The organism is Lutibacter sp. (genome assembly GCF_041555395.1).
Taxonomy (GTDB): Bacteria; Bacteroidota; Bacteroidia; order Flavobacteriales; family Flavobacteriaceae; genus Lutibacter.
In genome coordinates, this window is record NZ_JBFFKM010000026.1 from 1 (window position 1) to 23,511 (window position 23,511).

Sequence of the window (23,511 nt, forward strand, 5' to 3'; positions counted from 1 at the left end):
GATCGTACCCAGGAATTAATGAATATGACCGAAGAGGACAATCCGGAAATTAGAAAAATTGTGTTGCAAGGGGTTGTTGGAAATATGGTGTTTGAAGATGTTTCTTTCAGCTATGAAAAAAGCAAGGAAGTGTTGCACAACATTTCGTTTAAAGCACCTTCAGGAAGCGTAACGGCTTTGGTGGGTTCATCAGGTTCAGGAAAAACAACGATTGCCGGCTTGGCAGCGTCTTTTTTAAACCCTTCTAAAGGGAAAGTTACTGTAGACGGCATTGATTTGTCTACCGTAAATTTGAGCAGTTTCAGGAGCCATTTGGGCGTAGTGCTTCAGGATGACTTTTTATATGAAGGCACCATTCGCGAAAATATTTTATTTCCACGACCAAATGCTACGGAAGCGGAATTACTGGAAGCTGTAAAAGGCGCTTATGTAAATGAATTTACCGATCGGTTTGAAGAGGGGCTGGATACCGTAATTGGCGAACGTGGTGTTAAATTATCAGGCGGCCAGCGTCAGCGAATCACCATTGCAAGAGCGTTGTTGGCAAATCCTAAGATTATTATTTTGGATGAAGCCACCTCTAATTTGGATACGGAAAGTGAATCCTTTATTCAAAAGAGTTTACATATTTTAATGAAAGACAGAACCACTTTTGTGATTGCGCACAGGTTAAGTACCATTCAAAAAGCAGATCAGATTTTGGTGATTGAAAACGGAAATATTGTTGAGCGGGGAAGACACGAAGAACTCATCGCCAAACAAGGCAGGTATTACGATTTATATACCTACCAAAGCAGGATTTAAATTATTTAATTTTTACAACTATATAAAATGTAAATAAGCTTTTCAATTTTTTGAGAAGCTTTTTTAATATGCAGTGATTTAAGAAGCATAGTTTTTCAAAAAATCCGTAAATGACATAGGTTGTAATATTCTGGATTTATAATGTGCTACGTATGTTTTGTAATTTTTATAAGCTGATTCTTTAATAAATGTGGATGTTTTTTTGTCACTTTGGGTACTGAAATTCATTAAAATAAAATTATTAAGTGGTTCATAAATTATTGGATTTCTAAATTAAAAAAAATATATTGAAAATCAAAGAGATAAGCCAAATATTATTGTAATTCAGTCGTTTATATTAAAGAAATAACTATTTGTTGACTTGTGGACTACTTTTTTTTTGATATTTGTCTCTAATCTTTAAATAGCATTTCAAAATCGTATACCCACTGAATTTTTAAATGTTGTATTAAAAATTTGAATTATTTTTAGTTCAGTTTAGAAGTAAATTTTAAGATTAGCCTATGCTACGGTCCCATTTTATGACGACAAATGAGCAAAAAATAAATGAATTTTATGAGACGTTTGGATGTTTAATTGGTATTAACATAATTTCCTTAAATAAGCGAACAGATAAAACGCTTGTGACGAAATGAATTTTTTTCAGCAACTTTGTGCAGCTTAAAAATTTGCAGATGAACCATAAAAACCTTCCGATAACAAATGATAATGAGCAGGAGCAGCTATTGCTAAAAGCTAAAATTAATCTTTTGCAGCAGGAGTTGAATGACATTGCGCAAAAAACAACTGCTTTTGAAGCTATTTTGCGTTCGCATTTGACCAATGAAATTATCGAGGAACAAGAGTTAATCGTACTTTACAAAAAAGTGCAACTGGCAAAAAAGGAAAAACGCCATACGCAAAAAAAGAAGGGGAAAAATTTTAAGGAAGCTGAAGGGTTAAAAGTCATTGCCAAAAACAGTATAAAAACTAATAGCGTTGCCAATCAAAAAGAAAAAAAACGCTTGTACAGGGAAGCGATGCTTTTTGTACATCCCGATAAATTTTCGATGCACGGCGAAAAAATTGACCTTGCGACTGAAGTGACCACCAAACTTATAGAAATTTACCAAAGCGGTAATTTAGCCGAACTTCAAATTTTCCATACACACATTTTTAGCGGAAATGCGATGATGCAGTTCCAGCTAAATTCAGAAAAAAATGCAAATACCAAGGAAGATTCCTATTTGCAAAATGAGCTCATAAAATTAGAAAATGAGTTACAAGCCGCCAAAACCAAACATACTTACAAAGTGTTAACGGAATATGAAAATCCGCTGACGTTTATTGATGAGCTGAAGGAATATTACCACGACCGAATTTTTAAACTAAAAAAACGGACGAGAAAAGCAAATATGTTTGATTTGTAGCTTGCTAACTGTTGTTGTTTTATCTGAGATTGCCTTTATTTTTGAATTTTACAGTTTCACTTTTAGTCCTCCATTTACAACAAATCCATCAACAGGTGCATAAATATCCCTAAATGTTGGGTTGGTTATTGTGCCGGTATAAATAGTGTCGAATTTGGTTTGGCGGGTATCTCCGAAATTTTCAAAGTTGATGAAAATTGAAAACGAATCCCAAATTTTTTCAACCATAAATCCGAACAGCCAATATTCCCTGCCTTTAGCTCCGCCATTTAGTTCTTGAGGACTAAAATAATAGGCTTCTAAACCCATTTTTAAGGAATCCTCAATTTCATACATCAAGACATTATTTAACCGGCGTTTTGCCACCAATGGAAATTTTGTTGACTCTCCATTGTAATGTTCTTTTACATCAGCCAATGTGTAACCAATGAAAAGTTTTAAGTCTCCGTAAGTCAGTTTTACATTTGTTTCAATTCCTTTAGTGTCAATTGAGCCTTTTGGTTGTAGAAATTCATATAAATTTTCTGCAGTCTGAGTTAGAATTAACGGATTTTTTATTTCAGTATAAAATAGTAAGGTATTTATGCTGAACGACATTTTATCTGAAAGTGACGTCCTGTAATTAATGTCAAAATTTCCGCCGATTGATTTCTCGGCTTCCGTTTTTGAAACGTCAATGGGCAACACATTTCTAAACTGAATTCGTTCTGCATCTTCAGTAAAAACAGTTGGAATTTTGTACCCTAAACCGCCGCCAAGCCTAATTGATAATTTTGGATTCACTTTTAAAAGTCCTGAAATTCTAGGCAATGCAAAAAAGCCATATTCATTTTGATAATCACCACGCAAACCAGTTTCAAGTATAAATTTTTCCGATGCGTTCCAAGTATTTTGTAGAAACCCGCCAAAGGTTGTGTAATGATAATCGACTGCTTTTGAGGTGTCAAATTTATCTTGATTAAATTTATCTGTCCATAGATTTAAACCAGCAATCCATTCTGAATTTTCAACTTTGTAATTGTATGTTGCTTCGCTAAATGAAGATAATTGAACTCCTGAAAATTTGTAACTTGGAATTTCAATGAATCTGTCATAATAACTCACGCTGTTTTTAAACGACAGTTTTGAGTTGGAGTTTGCGGTATGGTCTAGTCCTAATTGGGCACTATAACGATTTGTTTTATTCTTTTCAAAATAGCTATGGATATCGTCACCATTGTTTTCAATATATTCTATATCTCCGCCAATGCGCTCTTCAATAGTAGTGTTGATTCCAACATTCATCTTAGTTTTATCATTGAAATACACAAATAATTTTGGATTGACAGTGTATCTCGTAAATTTTGGAATTGCAGTAAATCCAATTTCAGAAGGGTCATAAGGCGTTCCTATGTTATAAGATGCAAAAATTGTTGTTCCTACTTTATTGTTTCTTTTTGCATAAAATCCGCTTACATCCAAACCCAATGCAGAAGTTCCGTTAAGCATAAAACTTAATTCCCTTTCTTCTTTTGGTGTTTTTGAAACGAGATTTACCAATCCCGCAATAGCTCCGCCGCCGTACAGTGTTGAGGAAGCACCTTTTATGACTTCAACTTGTTTTAAATCGAGAGGCGCTATTTGCATCAAACTCAATCCGCCCGAAAATCCTGCATATAGCGGGTAGCCATCTTTTAATAATTGTGTGTATTTTCCGTCAAGCCCTTGTATTCTAATGCTTGAATTGTAACTCGTAGCAGATGTTTGTTGTGTTTGAATGCCTGTGCTTTCATTTAACATCATTCGTATATCACCGGGTTTCATATTTCCTTTTTCTTCCAGTTCTTCTCCGGAAATGGCTTCTATTCTTGTTGGAATATTGTCAATTGTCCTGCTTGAACGCGTGGCGGAAACTAACACAGTTTCCAATTCTTCTCCTTCAGCTGCAGAAAGAAAAATTTCAATCGGTTCGGTATGAATTAAAGGAAAATTAAAAGTGTTCTTTTTTTCTTGATAGCCCACATAGCTAAAAATGATGGTTTGTTTTCCGTCAGTAATATTTTTGATTTCTATATAGCCGTTTTGGTCAGCACTTGCGCCATTTGTTGTGCCTTGTAAAATTGCGGTTGCACCCAAAAGCAATTCTTTGCTTTCGCTGTCTTTGATAAAGGCTTTAAATGTATGTTGTCCGAAAGCCAATGATGTATATATAAATGCCAACAAAGGCAAAATAATTTTTTTCATTTGTAAAATGATTAGATAAATAATTTAAGAATAGGTTAAGCGATGCGATACACCAAAAGTAAAAGTGGTGATTTCGCTAATTTTATCATTAACTTATTTTGGGCGGTTGCCAGATTTTATCAAAAAAAGCATCTGAAAATTGAGATTTGTAATCAGTAATTAATTTATCTTCATCAGAAGGAATTTCATCAATGTCAATCTGCAAATTTGTAAACACAAAACCAATACAGGTTCCGCAGTCAAGAAATGGAGAACAGGCATCGCAATCACCTTCTTCTTTAGGTTCTTGTGAATGACTGTCTTCGTACTCTGTAATTATTTCATCATTGCATTCGCTATCCGAGCAACAAGGCACCATCGTAAGGGAAAAAACATATAATGACAGTAAGAAACAAAGTGTTTTCATCTGTTTAAATTTTATTTTTTATCGGTAACAGATGCTGTTCGCTATTAATCATCCCCTTGTGTATCAAAATTTGTTATGCTCGTTTCATTGTTGCAAATATTACAAATATTTTTGGTGGGTTTCAAAATATTGATGATTGTAACGTAGGTTTCTAACTGGCCAAACGGCGTGTGAGGTATTTTTTTTACTTAAACTTTTTGTGTGGACTTATTTATTTTTCAACAAATTTACCAATTCAAAATTAAAGGTCTTTTTTGAATCTTTGAGAATCCAGAAGATTGCCACGCTTATGAATGCTGCAAAAAAGCACCAAACTGAGGTAAGGTATTGCTTAAAAAACATGGCCGAAATTAAACATGATAAAAACATCAATACGCCTAAATAATGCATTCTTTTAATGCTTGAAACGAAAAGTGGCGTAATGGTGGAAGTCAGGTAAGCTGCAAAAGCTATGTTCCTGAATGCGACAGGGAAATCATTGTTGTACTGAATGTGATAATTAATAATTTGCGGATTGACTGTGAAATTCAGTAAACAATAAGCATAATATGAGGATAGCAATATTCCAATTACAAGGAAAACTTTTAATATTCTTTTTTTGCTTTTGTTTTCTTCCATCAGCAGCACTGAAAGCGGAATCACCATAGGCCAGAGGATTTCAGCCATAATTAAAAAAATAGTGGAAGTCAGTTTTTGAATATTGGGGAATTCAGGATTTTGCAAGGACAGCCATAAAAAGCCTTCTGTAATTTGTTGGATTCCAAAAAATAAAGGGATAATGGCGAATATCAATTGATTTGGTTTGTGAACGCTCTTAACAGTAGCAACACCTATTGAAAAAATGATAACGCCTCCGGTAAAACTTGCTTCTGGTGAAAAACACATAATATTTCTCTTTAATTGGTTTGCACTTTTTATGGTGAAAACTCCAAACAAATCCAATGATATACAAGTTACGACAATTTGCTGAATAGTAGTGCTTTATTTCAAAACCTTTCCTGATAGTTGTTTAAACATTCTAAACTATAAAGCAGCAATTGCTCCTCGTCATTTGGAATTTTTACAGTTTTGATAAATTTAAGTCCAAGTTTTTCTATGAGTTTTTGTGAGGTTGTGTTTTCTTTTGTGGTTATGGCGCTGATGAGTTTTATGTGAAACTCTTTGATGCCAATTTCTATAAGCTTTGAAGCACTTTCAAATCCATAGCCCATATTCTCATAAGCAGGCAACAAAGCAAAACCAATATCAATGCCTTCCATACCTTCACGGTCATACAATCCGCAAGTGCCTATTTTAATGTTGTCCAATTTTCTGATGAGCGTATAATTTCCATACCCAATCCGTTCCAATTGAGGAATCATCCTTTCTTTAATGTATGTTTTTGCTTCTTCAGCCGAATTCACGTTTCTGTCACCTATATTTACAATCCATTTAGGTGTGTTTACCAATTCAAAAATAAAAGCAGCATCATCTTCCGAAGTTGGATGTAAGATTAATCTTTCAGTTTCAAAATGTTTATAAGCTTTCATTTTTTATTGTCCAATAGGTAATGAAAAATTAAATGTACAGCCATTTACTTCATTGCTTTCAGCCCAGATCTTACCACCGTGCATTTCGATAAATTCCTTGCAAAGCAACAAACCCAATCCGGTTCCCGTTTCCTTATTTGTGCCCAATGATGAGTAGTTATAGTCTATCCGGAACAATTTATCGATATTTTCTTTTTTTATCCCAACGCCATTATCGGTTACAATAACAATCAATTCTTTCTCTTTTTGCTCGGTGCTAATTATAATTTCACCTCCGGGATTGGTGTATTTTATAGCATTTGATATCAGGTTTCTTAAAATGGTTTTTACCATAGCTTTGTCCGCCACAACATGAATCTCGTTGGGTATTTTTTTTGAAATAAATATGGATTTTTGCTGCGCTGTATCATTCAATAATTCAACAACTTCATTGATTGCGGCTGCCAATTCATAGTGAACCGGATTAAATTTTATTTTTCCTGTTTGTGTTCGTGACCATTCTAACAAATTTGTAAGTAAATTCATTGCCCGATGCGATGAATCATGGATTATTTTGGCATAATTTTCAATATTGTGATAGTCCTTTTTGTCAATCCGATTTACAAGGATTTCGCTATATCCGAGAATACTGCTAAAAGGACTCTTCAAGTCATGGCCAATGATAGAGAAAAAACGGTCTTTGGTGGCATTGGCTTCCATCAAACGGGCTTTGCTTTCTTTTAATTCTTTTTCTGCTTTTTTATGTTCAGTAATATCACGAACGTTCAGCACCACAGATTTAATTAAGGGATTCTTAATTTGATTGGTGCCAAATGCTTCCAGATATACCCAACCACCATTTTTATGTCGGTGTCTGTATTGTGAACCTCCATTTGTAGAATTTTCTAAAATATCAATGAGTCCTGCTATCGTTTCTTCCTGATCTTCCGGGTGAACCATTTTCTCGATTACAGAAATATTAATTAATTCTTCTGGCTTATAACCTAAAATCCGCTCACATGATTCACTAACATAATGCTGCATTCCATTGGAATCCAAAAGCACAATCATATCAAATGAATTCTTAATGAGTTGTTTGAATTTTTCTTCATCCCTCTTTGTGGATTCTTCTATTTGTTTTTCTAATTCCTGATATGTGGGGTCTCTATCCATTTTTTAATCGTTGTTAACGGTTTAGCGCATAAAAAGTTGCGGTTCTGAAACGGAAATTTTTCGATGATTAAATTTAGTGCTTTTTTGTTTTAGAAACATTCTATTTAATTAAGCAATTTTTTTATTGAATGTTTGTCGGTTTCTACTAAATCCGATTTGAGCATAATAATATATGGTGTTAGGTGCGGTTTTTTATTTTTCTTCCTTCTTTTTCTCATACTTTTTGAGAGGCGAATCAGTCTTGTATAAAACTTTTCCAGAAGGGACTACTTTACTAGAACCATCTAAATGAGTATCTTGGTCGTCAAAGAAAATATGTGCTCCGAAAGCTTTTAAAACTTTATCTTTTGATAAACCACCCATAAAGTAAGCTTCATCAACGTAAACTCCCCAATGACGTAGAGTTTTTATTACACGCATATGACTTGGAGCATTTCTTGCTGTTACAATTGCTAACCTTAAAGGAGTTAATTCTATTGTTGTCGGTAAAAATTCCTGAATTTTAGACAATTTTCTTAATAATTCAGCAAAAGGGCCGTCATTTAAAGGAACATCTTCATTTTTCAATTCGTGCTGATGAAATGCTTCAATTCCTTTTTCTTTATAAATCTGTTCTGACTCCTCTGAAAAAACAACTGCATCTGCGTCGAAGGCGAATTTAACTCTATCCATCTCGGGAATATAGTCAGTTGGAGGGTCATAAATTAGAGCAGTCGCACAATTAGAAGTGTCACTTATTTTTTGAACTTCTTTTTCATCTTTAGATAAAAATAAATCTATGTCAAATGCATCTATAAAAGGTGAAAGAGGTTCTCCACCGGAAAATGCCCATCTTGTAATTGGAAGATTAAAGTGTTTAATTGATTTTAAAACTCGTACTCCTGTTTCTGGACTATTTCTTGACATTACAACAACTTCTATAATTTGTTTAGAAGCGATGTCATTAAGTTTTAATAAACTTTTAATTAAAGGAAAAGCTGTACCTTCAGATAATAATTCATTTTCATGTTCTAATTGATATTTTCTGAAACCCTCAATATTTTCTTTTTCAAAGATTTCATTTTCTTTTTTCAAGTTGAAAAGTGCTCTTGAAGATACACCTACAACTAATATTTTTGAAAAGTCTAATGCCATAAATTTATTTTATTGTTCTCAAATGATGCGCAACTTGTTATATCAGAATAAAACACTTGTATAAGGTGTTACCATCCTAATAAATAATTATTTTATGTAAATACTAACGCAATTTTTTTAGTAGTAATCAAATATAGGAAAAATAAAGCATTAAAACGGGGGCGTTTTAAATAGGGTATTTGGAGTGAAAAAATTCATTATTTTTAATAAAACGACAGATTGCTTCTGTATTTTTTTTGCTTTTTTGGAGCCAAAATCACTGTTATGTGTATTGCTTTTTTCGACTAATTTTAAGCACGAGTGTTATAGTGACTATAACACTCACTAACACTATGTATGGAGTATCCTCCCTTTATCCTCCCTTTTACCTCCCATGAGCCCCTAATATGACTGGTGTTGTGCCCGTCCTAAAATTGGTTTTTGACGAGTTAAAGGATTGTGCGATTGTGGCAGAAAAAAATTTTTGAGCTTCATTTCTGTCTTTTGGCTGGTATAAAATTTAGCGATTATTTAAGCGCAAGATGAATTGCCTTTGCAATCGTGGGGTGCTATGACAGGCTACGTTATTGAAGGTCGCGTTCAGTATCCAGAATGTCTTTTATGGCTGCCTGGTAATTTTTAATGCTTCCCGCTTTTTTAATTTTCTTTAAGGCTTTGTGCGGATTTGAAAACAGCACAGAAAAGTATTCCCATAAATGGTACATTTTCAATAAAAGATGCGTTGAACCTGATAACGATTCACTGTAATTTTGAAAAAGCGTGTCGTGAAACTCCTTAAAAAGTTCCAATTTATTTTTTGGGTATTGCGTGGTATTGCTTTTGATCATACTTGGCAAAAAAGGATCTGAAATAAGGCCCCTGCCAATCATCCAATGGTCTATGCTAGGAAAACGTTCCTGCATTTCGTGAAATTTTGTCACAGAAGTAATGTCGCCGTTGTAATACAGTTTTAGGCTTGTATGGTTGATGCATTCCTGAAAAGCATCCAAATGTACGCCGCCTTTATACAATTGTTTTCCAATACGTGCGTGGATGGCAACGTTTTTAATGGGGTATTTTTCCAAAATTGGTAAAACCTGTAAAATTTCTTCCGTGTTTTCGTAACCCAAACGCATTTTCATAGAGACAATAATGTCCGATTCTTCCTGTACTTTATTAAGAATATTGTCAATTCGTTCCGGGTCGCTAATAAGTCCGGAACCCATTCCGCATTTTGTGACCATCGGATACGGACAGCCTAAATTCCAGTTTAATTCTTTATAGCCAAGTTGCTGTACGTATTTTGCCACAAATAGAAACTCCTCCGCATCGTTGGTGATTATTTGAGGAATCACCTCCAAACCCACATTATTTTCAGGCAGCAGGTCGCGTTCATAAGAAGCTTTAATTGCCAAATTTCCGTTTAACCGAATATAGGGCGCATAAAAGGTGTCAATTCCTCCAAAAATGTTGTTAAAGGCATTTCTAAATCTAAAATCGGTAAATCCTTGTAAAGGAGAAGAGAGTAATGTGTCGTTCATATCATTTTCAATTGTGCAAAGATACTGCTTTATGATTTTAGATTTAGGAATTGCGATTTTAGATTTTTTAACTTTATCCTTTATCCTTTATCCTTTATCCTTTATCCTTTAAACTTTTGACTTTAGCCTTTATAAATTTATAATCTGATTAATATCAATTTCTTAAGGTGATTAATATCATTGCGTATTGTAATATTCATGATGTCACTTTGACTGAAATCATTGTACAACACTTCTAATTCAAGGTACTTTACAAAAAAGAAAACGATGCTTATAGCCAGTTTTTTAATCTTGTTTTTATTGTTGATCGTTTATTTGTCGATGATTCCAATTGTGTTGTTTATTGACACCAAAACAAATGAATATTACATTCGGGTAAAGGGTTTGGTAAAGGCAAGTATAGAAAGCCACAAAGAAGAATTTATCAGAATAAAACTGAGGCTATTTTTTTTAAATTTTTATTTCTATCCGCTAAGAAATATTGGTTCAGGTAAAAGCAAAAAAATAGAGAAAAGGACAGAGAATAAAGAGAATAAAAAGAAAAACAAAAAGGGATTTGACTTTGCGAAAAGTTTGCGGATGATAAAATCGTTTAAGGTAAAAAGATTTCTTTTTGATATTGATACGGGCGATTGTATTTTGAATGCTGAGTTGTATCCGTTATTTGTGTTCCTGAATTATAGAATAGGTGGCTTCAGGATCAATTTTGAAGGAAGAAACAGGGTGGAACTGCATATATGCAGCAGGCCAATATATTTAATTAAATCGTTTATTAATCTTTAAAAATAAAAATTATGGAATTACGCATGGAAGATTTGTTAGGTAAAATCACAGATTTTATCAAGTCTGAAACAAACACAGAAACTGTTATTGGAAAACAATTTGAATTGGGTGAATTTAAATGTGTGCCAGTGATTAAAGTAGGTATGGGATTTGGCTCAGGTGTGGGTGAAGGGAACCCTAAAAAAGAATCTAAAGGTGAAGGGTCAACGCAAAGCGGCGGTGGAGGAGCAGGCGTGGGAATTGAACCAATTGGTTTTTTAGTGAGCAGGGGAAAAGACATTTCTTTTCTTTCCGCAGGAAAATCAAGCGGACTTGCTTCAGTATTTGAAAAAATGCCTGAGATGATCGATAAGATTGCCAAAGCCAAAAGCAAGGAAAAAGAAACTGCTTAATCCTTTTTGACTGAAGCGGTTTGGCAACAGCTTAAAAAGAAAAACCGAGGAAGTATTTTGTAAACACTTCCTCGGTTTTTTTTGAACTTTAAATTTTTAATTTTTATTCATCATTTTGATGGAAAACCAACCGAGCATTAAAATGATGATGCCCATAATTGCCCACAACCAATTTTTATTTTTAAATAAAGGCTCTTTTGCCAAGACTTCCTTTTTATCAATTAATTGTTCATCTCCCAAATTTAGAATGGTTAACGTATCGGGCACTTTTGAAACGAAACGTGTGATATCGTAGTTTGGTTTAAAGGCTTTTTCGTTTCCGTAGGTTAAGAAATAAGTAGCTGGTTCTGTAAAACGGACAAGTATTTCATGAACGTAACCTTTAACTGTAATCGTTTCAATATTTAAGGGTTCATTGTCCTGGTTGGATATACTGATCTTCAATTTTTTTAAGATGGTGCTTTCAAATTTGAATTCGTTTTTTTCAATAGAGCTAAGTGTTCCCGAGGTTAGTGTTTCATAACGATATTTCCAGCCTTGTTCCGTTTTTACGCTGTCGGCTAAATACTGAATGGAGAAAGGTCTGTAAAAATCGAAAGTGTCTTTAACTTTAATTTGAACTACACTCACGGCAACAGGCGATTTTAAGTCAATTTCAAGTGTTGTTTTTTGTTCCTTTTTTTCCTGGATAGTTTTTATGTTTACAACATCGTAATTATTAAAACTGCCATTGCTAATTTCATTTAATGCAGCTTTTACTTTCACCAAATCCGGGTTTTCTTTGCTTTTCACTAGCAATCTGAAAAAACGATATTTTGTGCTTGGAAAAGTTACCTTGGTAAATTGATAATCGGTTTCTGCATTTTTGATGGATAAAATTCGGTAATCATCAACAGCGGTAAACCATTCCTGCTGATTTTGGCTTCCTTCAAGCCTTAGTTTCCAATCGAAATTCTGTTGTTTGAAATCCAGTATTAACTGATTTATAGCTTCTTCCGCAGGCACTTCCAGCGTAAAATAATAGCCTATTTTATTGTGGGTGCTATTTAATAGTTTGAAATTTACTTCTTTATCAACTATTTTTTCTGTTTTAAGTTTCAACAAGTAGGATGCTTCAATGGTGTCCTTGGCTGCAGTGATTCCAAAAACTCGAATATCGGATAAATTGGAAGATACTTTTCCGAAGATTTCTTCTGGCAAGATCACTTTGTGCCATTGGTCTGTAATCCCAAGCAATTCTTTTTTATAAGTATACTGGTCAATTTGTCCGTAAGAATACGAACAAAGCAATAGCAGTAAAAAAGTACTTATGCTAGCTCTCAATTTCATCGATGATAAGGTGTTTAAATTTGTTGTATAAAAATGAAATGATTAAAAGCAAGATTCCTAATGAAACAAATATGATTGTTTTTGAAATGGTGTCAAGATGTGAAATGTCATAAAAGAATAGTTTTATGAGTGTCATTCCAAATAAACCAATGGCGCCAATACGCAAATGCTTTTTATTTTTCCAGATACCTAAAATAATTAACAATAAGGAATAAATTCCCCAAAGTATGCTAAGTCCAAGTTTGTGGGATTCGGAAGATCCTGAAAGGTCCATTACATTTATCAGTTCACTGCTGGCAATCCATATAATGGATATGTGAAGCAACAAATCGAACTCCCTTTTATAATCAACTTTCATAAATTCCTGGCGTATGTAGTTGTAGCAGGCGATGATTGCCAGTGTGAAAAAAGCAAATGAAACATATCTGATTCCAATATTAAAAGTGCCTACTTTATAATATATCGCTAAGGTTTGCTCTAAATAACTTTCACGCAATTCGCTTAAAATGTACAATCCCTGTGTTAAAAAAACCAAAATTGCGATTGTGTTGAATCCAAGATTGACGAGTCCGAACTGCCTGTTTTTTAATTTTTTAATATTCACAAAGGAAAATACCGATAAAAACAACAAGGAATAATTAAGAATCCAGATGGTTTTGAATTTTAACAAATCATAGTTGAAGTTTTGCTGAGATTGCCCATACGGATCATTCATTGCTATATTGGAATCGGTATAAAGCTGGTTCCAGTAATTTTCAATTTCCACCCTGAATGCAAGATAAAGCGTTCCCAACAGTATGGCGGGAATTGAAAAGGAAACTATTTTTAGCAATTCTTTATGTGAAATCAGTGCTGAAGGATATTTTTTGTTGTTATTCAGAAAAGTTATAAATCCGAAGGCAGCAATAAATAAAACTGAACTCAGGAAATGAATATTTAGGAGCGGTGTTATTTTTTCTTCTGAATTGTTGAAAAAATTCATGTGATAGTCTGTTGACCAATCCTGAAAAATACTGATAAGGGCAAGAGCCATTAAAGGATAGGAAATTTTTTCATAAACAGGAATGTTTTTCGTCCTTCCAATCCAAAATAGTAAAGCGGCTTCGCCAACCCATAAAAGGGTCACCCAATTTCCGTCTAGCTGAACAGGAATCGCGATGGTTATAAAAACAAGCACCAATCCGGCAACAAAATAAAACAGGTTTTTATCGCCTAGTTTTTGCCTGTAAATAATAAGGCCAACGATGAAATGTAAAATTCCGTTGCCTAGCGTAAATAAGCCCAGTAATTGGGAGCCGATCTCATGACCGTCCAAAATGGCATATCCAAATCCGTAAAAAATAAAGGAATTGGAAAGCAATAACAAGATGTCAGTAATTTCAAATTTTTCCTTTTGAAGCAATTTAAAAGCAAGAAATGTTGTGTAAAAAGTGGCAAAAAAGATAAAAATAAAAGTCAGCGCCAGCTCAAAGTGTTCTGCCACTTCGTATTTTGAAGGGTACCAGGAAGCAAATATGAGCCAAGTGAGCACAAAGGATGAAAAATAAAGCAGTTTCCAGTATTTTTTAAAGGCAATAACAAGGATTCCAATATTGATAATGGCCATATAAGTGTAAAGCACGGCAACATTTTCCGGATCTTCACTCAATAAAAAAGGAACTGCGTAGGCGCCCACCAATCCAATGAGCGCAATGATTTGTTTGTTGTAATTTAAAGCGGCAATTACGGTAAAAACCGTAAATATCACCATAAAAATAAACGTGATTGTTTGAGGAAACAGGCCGTAGAAACTGTAAGCGGCATAGGTCATAAAATACATAATGGCCATAGCGCCACTCACCAAAACGGCACTAAAATTTTCATACTTTTCCTTTAATTTTAGTCCGAATCCCAAAAGTCCCAATCCAACCAAATAGCCTAAAATCACTCTTGTTAACGGACTTATTAAGTCGTGTTCAATCGTATATTTTGTTCCTATGGCCACACCCAAAATTAAGATGGCAATACCTATTTTGTTGATTAAATTTTCACCTATAAATTTTTCCAAATCAATACTTACTTTTGGCATTGACCGAGTGCTTGGAGCGGTATGTACAGGTCGTTCGGTGATGGTTGAAGGTTGTGGTTTTTGACTGGTTGAGGTTGTTCCGGCTTTTGGAATTGCAATCCACAATATGAAATAAACCAAAAATCCAATTCCAAAAAATATGGTTAAAAACAACCAAAGAATGCGCACTAAAGCTCTGTTGATGTCAAGGTAGTCGGCCAATCCTGAACAAACACCACCTATAATCCTATGATCTACATCTCTATATAATTTTTTGGAAACTGAGCCAGGGCTGTAAGTTGGTTGCTCTTTAACAGGCTCTTCCTTAACAGGTTCTCCTTTTTTCTGATGCTTTATTGTTTCAGAAATTTTTAATTGTATTATTTCTTCACGTATTTCGTTAACTTCTTTTGAAAAGGCTTCTTGTCTTTTTAGTAGTATTTTTAGCTTTTCGCTAAGTTCATCTAATTGGTCTGGCTTGTTGGTCATGCAGTCATTTTTAGTTGGTGAGAGTTAGTTATACTCTTAAGTTTATATAATGAAAACAGGAAAAAATTTCCTTTGTTGAAATTTAGTTAGGTAATATTACAAAAAACTTTTGATAATTGCTTATTCAGGTGTTGTTTAAACATGAGTCAGGCAGCCATTATTTTGTTTAAAATAGGTGTTTTAGGATGGTTATAGCTTTAGCTTTTCCAACTCTTGTTCATAATCATATTGCAAATCTTCGTGTAAAACGAGCATCTTTTTTTTGACGGATTCAATTTCTCTGCTGAACAGATTTTTAAGTACCGTATTATTTTTTATGGAAGGTTTAAAAGCCAACAATTTCTTGCAGAAATAGAGTAGAAGTTCAATTTCTGTTTCCTTATTTTTTGAATAGCGAATGGCTGTTTTAACGGTGCGTAAAATTTTGCGGACACTTTTCTTTATGAAATAATAGGTTTTTGTATTTACCAGTTCAAACTGCTCATCAATTTCCAGTTTTATGCTGTTAACATAAACTTCTTCATTGCTGGACTCAAATAAAAGATAAGTGAGCAGTTCTTTATTTTCCTTTTTAAATTTAGACAAACGCAAACAGAGCTCCATCAATTCCTTTTGTGAATAATGCGACAATTCTGTTTTTATTTCTTTTACGGTGACCGCTTTCATAGGCAAATATTTATTGTTTTAATTTTGAAGCCAATTCCGTGATATCTTTGATTTTTGCAGTGGGTTCAATTCCCCATGGATCAAAAACGGAATCTTTGGAGCGTTGAACCCAAACGGAACGCATTCCATACGAAATTGCGCCAATCACATCAAAAGGATTGCTTGAGATTAACCAGGAATCTGATTTTGCAGAATTGGTTTTCTTATTGAAATGTTCATAAACCAAAGGGCTTGGCTTAAACATTTTAACATCTTCCACACTTACAATTCCATCAAAACTATCCATAATTTCAGCATTTACCAATAGTTTTGAAATGGCATTTGCACTTCCGTTTGAGAATGCAATTAAGGTATGGCCTGCTTCTTTTAATTTTTTCAATCCAGTTTCAACATCAGGAAAGGCCGGTAAAATTGTATACTCATTCATTAAAGCCGCTTTCTGGCTTTTACTTAACTCGATTTTATAGAAGTTGCAACAGAATTCCAGTGCGTTTTCAGTGCACACAGAAAAGTCAGTGTATTTGTTCATTAATCCCCGTCTGAATGAATATTCCAATTGCTTGTTTCTCCAAGTATCCACAAATGGTGTTGCTTTTTCTCCTATCAGTTTTTCCAATGAATTAAAAACGCCGGATGTGTTTATCAAGGTTCCGTAAACATCAAAGGCTAAGGTATATTTCATGGGTTTTCTTGTTTATAATTATTATGAACGAATTATCATTGTTAAAGTTGCGAGTTTGAAACTACAATTTTTCAGGAATTTAAGTGTTGGTTTAAATTCATGATGATTCAATATCTTTATAATACCTTACCATTGGCCTGTTTTTAGATGTTTGGTCCACAATTTTAAAACCAGCCCTTTCAAATGATTTGTATAAGCCAATCCAGGCAAATGAATCTGGAAGCGTTTCTTTTGTTGGAATGGTAGGATAAGCTTCTATAATTGAGATATGATTTTCTTTAGCATACTTCATAACGCCTTTCAGAATTTCTACTGAAACACCTTGACGTCTGAAGTTTTTATCAATAAAAAAACAAGGTATAGACCAAACAGGTTTATTGTCTATTCGTTTGTGAACTCTTGATTTTTCAAGTTTTATAAAATCTTCTCTGGGCGCAAATGCACACCAGGCAATGGGTTGTTCGTCATAAAACCCAAGGATTCCTGTTGGTTTATTTTCCAAAACAAGGCTTTGCATAGCATCTTTGTTGCCTTCATCTATTTTGCCTTCAATAAAATCGGTTTTATTCAACCGGTAATACATACACCAACAATTTCCACAAGCTCCTTTCTTACCAAACAGTTGAACAAATTTCGACCAATTTGTTTTGGTTAAAGGTTCAAAAGTTAATTGATTTAAAAAGTCTTTGTCATTATTTGAATTGGCCATTGAATGGTGCTTTTAGGAACTCAAATTTAAGGATAAATTTTAAATCCTTTCCAAACGCGTAAATATCCTTAATCTCAAAAAAACTTCTTGTCAGTTTTTTCTAAATTATTTAAAATCTGATCTCTTAATTCCATCAATTTTAGTTTTCGGTCAGGTTTCATAAAAAAGTAGAAGTGCACAACTCTTAAAAATCTTTTGATTTCTGTATAATAATACATCGCAATATATCCTGAAATAGGAATTGTTAAAAGGAAAAGAAAAGTATACCAGAATTCAGTACTAATATAATTTCGAAACAACCAAACTTCAAGAGTATAAAACAACGGAAATATAATTAATCCAGAAACCATTTCAACAGAAGTTTTGTATTCTATATCCAATTTCATGGCCTTAAAAATTTGGGAAGGAAGGATGTATGGGATATAATTTAAGAGTAATCCATAGCTATATAAAGGTGCAAGGAGCAGAAATTGCAGGAAATAATTCAGACAAACAAAAAAAGCATTCTTCTTTAGGAAATCATCTGAGAAAAAGCCCAGAGATAAGCCTTCTTCCGTAAGCAGATCATTGAAAGTATAAACCTTGTTTTCAGTATCCTGATAAAGTTCAGCATTATTTTCATTGAGGTCATTCAGCGCTTTTGAAAGCTGACTTCTTAAGGCTAAAGATGCTTTAGGATTAAGGTACAAATCAGCCATAGGTTCCTTATAGGCAGTGTAAAATTTATGGATTTTAATTAAGAATTCCTCTTGCTCTTTATCGGAGGTATGAGGAATATTTTTAGCCAGTTCTTTTCTTATATTTTCTGTTAAGGCCAAAACACCCTCAAATTCTTTATTTAAATAAGTTTGTTTATAGGTGTCTAAAGAAAATGGGGTGTTCACAGTCACGGAAATCATACTTCTAAACTGAATTGAATCTGAGTAATCCAAAGAAATCGGAAGTATTTTTAAATTGCCTTCAAAATTATTCAGTTCCTCAAAACTCAGTGCAATTCTTGCAACCCCCGTTTTTATTTCGCGTAATTTAAGCTCATAATAGCTGCTGCCTTCAGGAAAAAGGAGCAGCGTTTTTCCTTCACCTAAATATTCATGGCATTTTATGAAAGTTTTTTTATTGTCGGGTTTTTCTCCCGGCAATATGTCTTTTTTTCTGTAAACAGGAATTACATTGAAATAACTGAAAACAGCATTTACAAACTTATTTATAAAAATACCGGCATTTCCCACAAATCCCAATTGCTGTTTTACTATTGACATAATAATTAAAGGATCCATAAGTGTATTGGGGTGATTGACAACAATAATTAAAGGACCTTTATTCGGAATATTTTCTTTTCCGGTAACAACAATTTTCTTAAAAAAGAAGAATAGCGCAACTTTTAATAGTTGTTTGAGAAAATGATAAATCATATCAAATTCTTTTTAAGATTTGCCAATTGCAATACTATAAAACCACCTATAAAAAATACGGACATAAAAACCATGCTGTAGCGCATACTTCCCGTAACCTGATCTATGAAACCATAAGTCAATGAGCCTATTACAATGGCGAATTTTTCAGTAATATCATAAAAACTAAAATAAGAGGCGGTGTCTATTGTTTCTGTAGGAATTAGCTTGGAATAAGTAGATCTTGAAATAGATTGTATGCCACCCATCACAAATCCCAAAAAGGCTGCCAAACTGTAAAATGTGATTTTATCTTTCATAAAATAACCTGATAAACAGATAATAATCCAAATAATTAATGTGCAGCTAATTGCGAAGCCATTTCCTTTTAAGTTGGAGAGCCAAGCGAAAAAATAAGCGCCGCCAATGGCCAGTATTTGTAAAATAAGGACGATATAAATCATTTCATCGGCGCCCATACCAATTTCTTTATCTGCAAACAGAGGAGCCAGCAACATCACAGTTTGAACTCCCATACTGAACAGAAAAAAGGCGGTAAGAAATCGTTTCATTACTTTTTTATTACGAACCACCATAAAGACCTTCTTTAATTCTTTGGTTCCATGACTTATTATATCTGAAGTAAATGGTTTTCCAGTAGCACGGTCTTTTAAATAATAAAAAGAGATTTGTGCAAATCCCATCCACCAAATACCTACTAAAATAAACCCAAATCGCGTAGCTGAACTGCCATTTTCAAAACCAAAAAGCGCATATTTTTGATAAAGAAGCAGGTTGAGTATCAGTAAAATAATGCTGCCCGTATATCCCATGGCAAATCCTTTGGCACTTACTTTATCCATGCTGTCATTGGAAGCTACCTCTGGTAAAAATCCGTTGTAAAAAACCAAAGATCCTGCATAACCAATGCTTGCTAAAACAGAACAGGCAATTCCATATTCAATATTTTCTCCAGTAAAAAAGTAAAGCCCTATGCAAGAGAGTGACCCCAGATACGTAAAGAACTGCATAAATCGTTTTTTTAATCCACTATAATCTGCAATGCCAGAAAGAATTGGAGAAAGAAATACAATGACTAAAAAGGAAAAAGATATGGCATAAGAAAATAGTACGGAATTTTTAATGTGAACCCCAAAAAATTTCACCATTTCGCCTCCAAAAGCTTCTTCAGTAGTGCTTAAATAATAAATTGGAAATATGGCTGTGGTAACAATTAAGTTGTAAACTGAATTAGACCAATCAAATGAAGCCCAGGCATTAATGAGACGCGGATTATTTTTTTCTAGCATTTGAGTTAGGTTTTAATGATTTTTTTATTTTTTAAAGATGCAATTTTTTTTTGAATTGGCCTTTCAATATTTGGGAGCTACATCCAGAATTTTAAGTTCTCCTGAAATATTTTGAAGTTAATACATGTTTTACAAATAAATTGCGCGACTAAGAATGACTTAATTGGCATTTTTGCCTAAGAATATGTGATCGCATTTCTTTTAAATTTGAGCTATTGAATCTAAAAAAACAAATAGCATTAATTAGGCGAAAAAAATTAGGTTAAAACCGATTTTTGTGTTAAATTTAATTGTGCTTTTACGCTGTGTGAAATCTTCTATTTTACAAATACAGTGATGGTTACCCCATAACAATTTTATTTATAACTGATATATTAATAATAATTTCAGTCGTTTTCTTTTAAAAAATTTCCCTGTTATTATTTTTGGAGGTTCCGCTAAATAGAATAACTGAATAGTTTAAAATTTTAAATTTATGGATTCAAGCAAATTTAAGTCCTTAATTGGGCTCAGAAAACTTCCTTATTCAAAAACACAACGTACCATTTTTTTTCTCTTGTTATTGTTCGTAATAGGATGCGCGTATTATAGAGTTGGGAAGACGCAAAGTGGTGACGACATCACTGCCGCTAACATTGAAAACTATAGCGCCAACAAGTATGTGATTTTACATTCCGGATCAACAACGATGCATTTGGAATCCATAGTTGTTGATAATGACAATAATCAGCTGACTGCCGTAACGAAACCATTAGATGTTTCTCATACCTATTATGTTACAAGTCCTGGAAATTCGGTTTATCGCTATCATAAAAGTAAGGGAGATCCAACCTACGAAGTGCATTTCTATTCAAATGCGGCTTTAGATATGAGCGAAAATTCAGCTATTGCCCTGCCTTTTTCAAAGATTGAAAAGATTGAAATTTATGATGATGCTACCGGGCATTCCATATTTATGGCCTCAGCAGGCGTTGTGGGTGCTTTGGTTTTAGTAGGTGTAATTATTGCTTTAACAAAAAGTTCCTGTCCGTTTATTTATGCGAATAACGGAGAAAATTATGTGTTTGAGGGAGAATTGTATCCAGGAGCAATCAGGGCGAAGCTGGAGCGCGATGACTATCTGCTGCTGCGGAATCTGAAACCTAAAGATGGTTTATATTCCATTAAGGTTTCCAATGAATTGAAAGAAATTCAGTATACAAATTTGCTGAATCTGATTGCAATAAAACATGACAAAAATTTAAAGGTTTTACTGGACAGCAAAGGAAATGCACATACCATTTCACAATTAAATGCACCATCAAATATCATGGTAAACGAGTTGCGTGCCGATTTGAAACCTTTTATTGAAAATGATGATATTTACTATCAATTTAATGAAAATATGATGAACGGAGATGAATTTAACAGCGTCGTTTTAGAATTTGAAAAGCCTGCAGCTATTACCTCAGGAAAATTAGTGCTGACAGCCAGAAATTCTTATTGGCTGGATTATATGTATGGAAAATTCAATGAGAAAATGGGAACTTATTTTAATGAGTTTCAAAAGAAACAGGAAAGTGTTTCAAGTGAAAAAAGCATGCAGTGGATGCTGAATCAGGGAATTCCTCTTGGAATTTATGTTAAAAATTCAAGTGGATGGAAACTTGTTGAATATGAAAATGTCACCGGACCATTAGGAAAACGAGAAATTGTAGTGCCAGTTGAATTTGAAAAATCAAGCGAGGCAAAAATTTCAATTAAATTGGAATGCGGTTTTATGTTTTGGGAAATTGACTATGCCGGAATGGATTTTTCTGAAAATCAACCACTTCAAATTTCGTATATAAAACCAATTCAGGCAGTTGATGAAGATGGAAATAATGTAACAAATGAACTGCTGAATGCAGATGACAACTATCTTCTTCAGTCTAAAATTGGAAGCGTTACAACCATTGATTTTGAGGCTGCTGAAAGCGAAACGGCAAATACCACCACAACCGTATTTTTAAAAAACAGGGGTTATTATACATACATTAGAGACTATAAAGGAGAACCAGATTTTGCGGAACTGAAAACTTTTAGGGAAAAAGGCGCTTTTACGCGGTTTTCAAAAGAGACGTACTTTCAATATGTTTCCAACCCTAATATGTTGGATTTAATGGTGCTGAAATGATGAATAGTGTAGCAACATCTCTTACAAATATTTTTGGCAAAGATTTTAGTGAAAGATTATCAAATCTGTTTCGGTTTAAATCTGAGACTAAAACTTTCGCCAATTCTGAAGGACAGAAGATTGTTTATGGCTGGCCGATTTTTTTCATCCGATATAGGTTTAGACTGACGATTTTTAGATTGGCCATTGCAAAATATAGAAATCCGATTACAGCAATTAAAGTGTTGTTATATATTATAAAATTAAGAAAATCGGTAAGAGGAAACAATGCGATTCGGAAAATGGTAAAAGCAAATGGCAAATATTATATGGGTTTGTATGTTCCCGGCTGGAATGGAGAAATTTTTAAATCTTTTGTGCTTTCTGAAATGAACAGATTTGTTTTGCTCAATGAAGATGTGAAGCGGTTTAACAATGTGTTTTTGGCAATTACCAAAAAATGTATTCTTCAGTGTGAGCATTGTTTTGAATGGGAAGCGCTAAATAAGAAAGATGTTTTGACAAGCGAAACTATTGAAAATATTATTTCAGTGTTGCAGGACAAAGGCGTAAATCAGATTTACTTTACGGGTGGCGAGCCCATGTTAAAATTAGATTTGATGCTAAATGCCATGGAAATCGCCAAAAAAGGAACAGATTTTTGGGTACTCACTTCTGGTTATAACTTAAATTCGGAGAATGCCCAGAAATTAAAAAAAGCTGGTTTAAATGGTGTTGTGATTAGTTTAGATCATTATCTGCCTTCTGAGCACAATAAATTCAGAGGAAACAATAATGCTTTTGAATGGGTCATTGAAGCAGTTCATAGTGCGTTGGAAAATAATTTGATTGTGGCCTTATCTGTTTGTATTACAAGATCTTTTGCAACAGAGGAAAACCTTTTAAATTATATGGCTTTGGCTAAAAAATTAAAGGTGTCGTTTGTTCAGTTTTTGGAACCAAAAGCGGTAGGCCATTATGCAGGAAAAGATGTCATCTTGTTACCTGAACACGAAGCTGTCATAGAAAAAACCTTTCTCAAAGTAAATAACCACTTCGATTTTCGGGATTATCCAATAATTGTTTATCACGGTTTCCACCAGAGAAAAAGGGGATGTTTCAATGCTGGTTTAACAGGGCTATATATAGATACTGACGGACAAATAAATGCTTGTCCGTTTTGTCGTGATAAAACAGGAAATGTTTTAAATGATAACTTTGAGGAAAACTTAAATAAATTAAAACAGAAAGGTTGCCCTACTTATAATTTGGTTGAATAATAAACTAAATTTTAGTTGTAAATATATCAGCCCAAAAACTTTAGCATGGACTAAAATTTGCGTAATCAACGTTTTATTATTTTTTAATGGATTGAAATCCTGCTAATGTTTTGACGATTGTC

Annotated in this window: 20 protein-coding genes; 6 read left to right on the plus strand and 14 right to left on the minus strand. The window is 33.7% G+C overall.

Annotation, left to right across the window (positions count from 1 at the left end; all coding sequences use genetic code 11):
* A partial coding sequence (locus tag ABY285_RS07180) for an ABC transporter ATP-binding protein (protein ID WP_372768512.1) occupies positions 1-804 on the plus strand: 804 nt, incomplete at its 5' end.
* Positions 805-1,478: 674 nt separating this feature from the next.
* Positions 1,479-2,213, plus strand: a complete 735-nt coding sequence (locus tag ABY285_RS07185) for a hypothetical protein (protein WP_372768514.1) — start codon at positions 1,479-1,481, stop codon at positions 2,211-2,213.
* A 48-nt stretch (positions 2,214-2,261) separates the two neighbouring features.
* Here ABY285_RS07185 and ABY285_RS07190 read toward each other — a convergent pair whose 3' ends face one another.
* From ABY285_RS07190 to ABY285_RS07220, 7 genes are all read right to left on the minus strand, one after another.
* Positions 2,262-4,436: a TonB-dependent receptor domain-containing protein gene (locus tag ABY285_RS07190; RefSeq protein WP_372768516.1), complete on the minus strand. Its 2,175-nt coding sequence runs from the start codon at positions 4,434-4,436 to the stop codon at positions 2,262-2,264.
* 88 nt (positions 4,437-4,524) lie between these two features.
* Complete coding sequence (locus ABY285_RS07195) at positions 4,525-4,842, minus strand: hypothetical protein (protein WP_372768518.1); 318 nt, start codon at positions 4,840-4,842, stop codon at positions 4,525-4,527.
* 207 nt (positions 4,843-5,049) lie between these two features.
* Positions 5,050-5,727, minus strand: a complete 678-nt coding sequence (locus tag ABY285_RS07200; RefSeq protein WP_372768520.1) for a DUF6629 family protein — start codon at positions 5,725-5,727, stop codon at positions 5,050-5,052.
* Positions 5,728-5,828: 101 nt separating this feature from the next.
* Positions 5,829-6,371, minus strand: coding sequence for a GNAT family N-acetyltransferase (locus ABY285_RS07205; RefSeq protein ID WP_372768522.1), 543 nt, complete (start codon positions 6,369-6,371; stop codon positions 5,829-5,831).
* Positions 6,372-6,374: 3 nt separating this feature from the next.
* On the minus strand, positions 6,375-7,523 hold the full coding sequence (locus tag ABY285_RS07210) for an ATP-binding protein (RefSeq protein ID WP_372768524.1): 1,149 nt from the start codon (positions 7,521-7,523) through the stop codon (positions 6,375-6,377).
* Positions 7,524-7,715: 192 nt separating this feature from the next.
* Positions 7,716-8,657, minus strand: a complete 942-nt coding sequence (locus tag ABY285_RS07215; RefSeq protein WP_372768526.1) for a 5'-nucleotidase — start codon at positions 8,655-8,657, stop codon at positions 7,716-7,718.
* Positions 8,658-9,220: 563 nt separating this feature from the next.
* Complete coding sequence (locus ABY285_RS07220; protein ID WP_372768528.1) at positions 9,221-10,177, minus strand: tRNA dihydrouridine synthase; 957 nt, start codon at positions 10,175-10,177, stop codon at positions 9,221-9,223.
* 267 nt (positions 10,178-10,444) lie between these two features.
* Between ABY285_RS07220 and ABY285_RS07225 the strand changes: the two genes are divergently transcribed.
* Both ABY285_RS07225 and ABY285_RS07230 read left to right on the plus strand, forming a co-directional pair.
* The gene (locus ABY285_RS07225; RefSeq protein WP_372768530.1) at positions 10,445-10,960 is read left to right on the plus strand and encodes a hypothetical protein; all 516 of its coding nucleotides are present in this window, start codon (positions 10,445-10,447) and stop codon (positions 10,958-10,960) included.
* An 11-nt stretch (positions 10,961-10,971) separates the two neighbouring features.
* Positions 10,972-11,352 (plus strand): GerW family sporulation protein, encoded by a 381-nt coding sequence (locus ABY285_RS07230; RefSeq protein ID WP_372768532.1) that lies wholly within the window; start codon positions 10,972-10,974, stop codon positions 11,350-11,352.
* 96 nt (positions 11,353-11,448) lie between these two features.
* On the opposite strand, the gene ABY285_RS07235 is transcribed toward ABY285_RS07230, so the two are convergent.
* The 7 genes from ABY285_RS07235 to ABY285_RS07265 form a co-directional block, all read right to left on the minus strand.
* Entirely contained in the window at positions 11,449-12,681 is a 1,233-nt protein-coding gene (locus ABY285_RS07235; RefSeq protein ID WP_372768534.1) for a DUF3999 family protein, read from the minus strand.
* A complete protein-coding gene (locus ABY285_RS07240) occupies positions 12,665-15,217 on the minus strand; it encodes a DUF2339 domain-containing protein (protein WP_372768536.1) in 2,553 nt (850 codons plus the stop codon). Before ABY285_RS07240 ends, ABY285_RS07235 begins: the two co-directional genes overlap by 17 nt.
* 189 nt (positions 15,218-15,406) lie before the next feature.
* Positions 15,407-15,883: a hypothetical protein gene (locus tag ABY285_RS07245; protein WP_372768538.1), complete on the minus strand. Its 477-nt coding sequence runs from the start codon at positions 15,881-15,883 to the stop codon at positions 15,407-15,409.
* Positions 15,884-15,893: 10 nt separating this feature from the next.
* Positions 15,894-16,565: a haloacid dehalogenase type II gene (locus ABY285_RS07250; protein WP_372768540.1), complete on the minus strand. Its 672-nt coding sequence runs from the start codon at positions 16,563-16,565 to the stop codon at positions 15,894-15,896.
* 97 nt (positions 16,566-16,662) lie between these two features.
* The gene (locus ABY285_RS07255; protein ID WP_372768542.1) at positions 16,663-17,274 is read right to left on the minus strand and encodes a GNAT family N-acetyltransferase; all 612 of its coding nucleotides are present in this window, start codon (positions 17,272-17,274) and stop codon (positions 16,663-16,665) included.
* A 74-nt stretch (positions 17,275-17,348) separates the two neighbouring features.
* Entirely contained in the window at positions 17,349-18,686 is a 1,338-nt protein-coding gene (locus ABY285_RS07260) for a 1-acyl-sn-glycerol-3-phosphate acyltransferase (protein WP_372768544.1), read from the minus strand.
* Positions 18,683-19,975, minus strand: a complete 1,293-nt coding sequence (locus ABY285_RS07265) for an MFS transporter (RefSeq protein ID WP_372768546.1) — start codon at positions 19,973-19,975, stop codon at positions 18,683-18,685. The genes ABY285_RS07260 and ABY285_RS07265 overlap by 4 nt, the downstream gene beginning before the upstream one ends.
* Before the next feature lie 475 nt (positions 19,976-20,450).
* Here ABY285_RS07265 and ABY285_RS07270 point away from each other — a divergent pair, with 475 nt between their 5' ends.
* The gene (locus ABY285_RS07270) at positions 20,451-22,130 is read left to right on the plus strand and encodes a hypothetical protein (protein ID WP_372768548.1); all 1,680 of its coding nucleotides are present in this window, start codon (positions 20,451-20,453) and stop codon (positions 22,128-22,130) included.
* On the plus strand, positions 22,127-23,389 hold the full coding sequence (locus ABY285_RS07275; RefSeq protein ID WP_372768550.1) for a radical SAM protein: 1,263 nt from the start codon (positions 22,127-22,129) through the stop codon (positions 23,387-23,389). The genes ABY285_RS07270 and ABY285_RS07275 overlap by 4 nt, the downstream gene beginning before the upstream one ends.
* Positions 23,390-23,511 lie beyond the last annotated feature (122 nt).

Coding starts and splice junctions, on each gene's coding strand:
- ABY285_RS07185 (WP_372768514.1), top strand. CDS start 1,479: ATGAACCATAAAAACCTTCCGATAACAAATGATAATGAGCAGGAGCAG.
- ABY285_RS07190 (WP_372768516.1), bottom strand. CDS start 4,436: ATGAAAAAAATTATTTTGCCTTTGTTGGCATTTATATATACATCATTG.
- ABY285_RS07195 (WP_372768518.1), bottom strand. CDS start 4,842: ATGAAAACACTTTGTTTCTTACTGTCATTATATGTTTTTTCCCTTACG.
- ABY285_RS07200 (WP_372768520.1), bottom strand. CDS start 5,727: ATGTGTTTTTCACCAGAAGCAAGTTTTACCGGAGGCGTTATCATTTTT.
- ABY285_RS07205 (WP_372768522.1), bottom strand. CDS start 6,371: ATGAAAGCTTATAAACATTTTGAAACTGAAAGATTAATCTTACATCCA.
- ABY285_RS07210 (WP_372768524.1), bottom strand. CDS start 7,523: ATGGATAGAGACCCCACATATCAGGAATTAGAAAAACAAATAGAAGAA.
- ABY285_RS07215 (WP_372768526.1), bottom strand. CDS start 8,657: ATGGCATTAGACTTTTCAAAAATATTAGTTGTAGGTGTATCTTCAAGA.
- ABY285_RS07220 (WP_372768528.1), bottom strand. CDS start 10,177: ATGAACGACACATTACTCTCTTCTCCTTTACAAGGATTTACCGATTTT.
- ABY285_RS07225 (WP_372768530.1), top strand. CDS start 10,445: ATGCTTATAGCCAGTTTTTTAATCTTGTTTTTATTGTTGATCGTTTAT.
- ABY285_RS07230 (WP_372768532.1), top strand. CDS start 10,972: ATGGAATTACGCATGGAAGATTTGTTAGGTAAAATCACAGATTTTATC.
- ABY285_RS07235 (WP_372768534.1), bottom strand. CDS start 12,681: ATGAAATTGAGAGCTAGCATAAGTACTTTTTTACTGCTATTGCTTTGT.
- ABY285_RS07240 (WP_372768536.1), bottom strand. CDS start 15,217: ATGACCAACAAGCCAGACCAATTAGATGAACTTAGCGAAAAGCTAAAA.
- ABY285_RS07245 (WP_372768538.1), bottom strand. CDS start 15,883: ATGAAAGCGGTCACCGTAAAAGAAATAAAAACAGAATTGTCGCATTAT.
- ABY285_RS07250 (WP_372768540.1), bottom strand. CDS start 16,565: ATGAAATATACCTTAGCCTTTGATGTTTACGGAACCTTGATAAACACA.
- ABY285_RS07255 (WP_372768542.1), bottom strand. CDS start 17,274: ATGGCCAATTCAAATAATGACAAAGACTTTTTAAATCAATTAACTTTT.
- ABY285_RS07260 (WP_372768544.1), bottom strand. CDS start 18,686: ATGATTTATCATTTTCTCAAACAACTATTAAAAGTTGCGCTATTCTTC.
- ABY285_RS07265 (WP_372768546.1), bottom strand. CDS start 19,975: ATGCTAGAAAAAAATAATCCGCGTCTCATTAATGCCTGGGCTTCATTT.
- ABY285_RS07270 (WP_372768548.1), top strand. CDS start 20,451: ATGGATTCAAGCAAATTTAAGTCCTTAATTGGGCTCAGAAAACTTCCT.
- ABY285_RS07275 (WP_372768550.1), top strand. CDS start 22,127: ATGATGAATAGTGTAGCAACATCTCTTACAAATATTTTTGGCAAAGAT.